General features: G+C 52.9%; 1 protein-coding gene. It reads right to left on the bottom strand.

The window, feature by feature from the left end; genetic code table 11:
• Positions 1-98: 98 nt before the first annotated feature.
• A partial coding sequence (locus tag AC5S26_RS29965; protein WP_494188609.1) for a hypothetical protein occupies positions 99-397 on the bottom strand: 299 nt, incomplete at its 5' end.

The raw sequence follows: 397 nt of genomic DNA, 5'->3' as shown, positions 1-397 counted from the left end.
GGTCCGAGAATTTAGTTTGTCGCTGCGGCAATATCATCGCGAGGAGCCCTAATGGCTCACTCTCAGCATCACTGGCAAGTCCCAGAGAGCGTTTTGGCTCAATTCGTAAGTTTCGCTACGTAGTCGGCGTCGCGCTTTTGCAAGCTGCGAATATCCTGAAGATCAAGCTCGGTCCGAGTTCGTGGTTGCGGCCACATCGTATCGTCGCTTTCCGCCATACAAATACGGCTGTTCGGACGTTTGGCGATATTCGAGTTAGGCCCGGAGTGGAAACGAAAAATTGAAGTCCTAGCTCCCGGAAACCAGCCCTTCGTCAGAATGATCCGTTCAGGATTAGACCCGCGAAGTTGCCGAAAAGCGGACTTTACGGGCGCGTCAGACCGATTGGTAAACAGAG

The organism is Edaphobacter sp. FHG110511_03, assembly GCF_059115365.1.
Note: the sequence above shows the minus strand (reverse complement) of the source record. Positions and strands in the feature narration are given on the sequence as shown.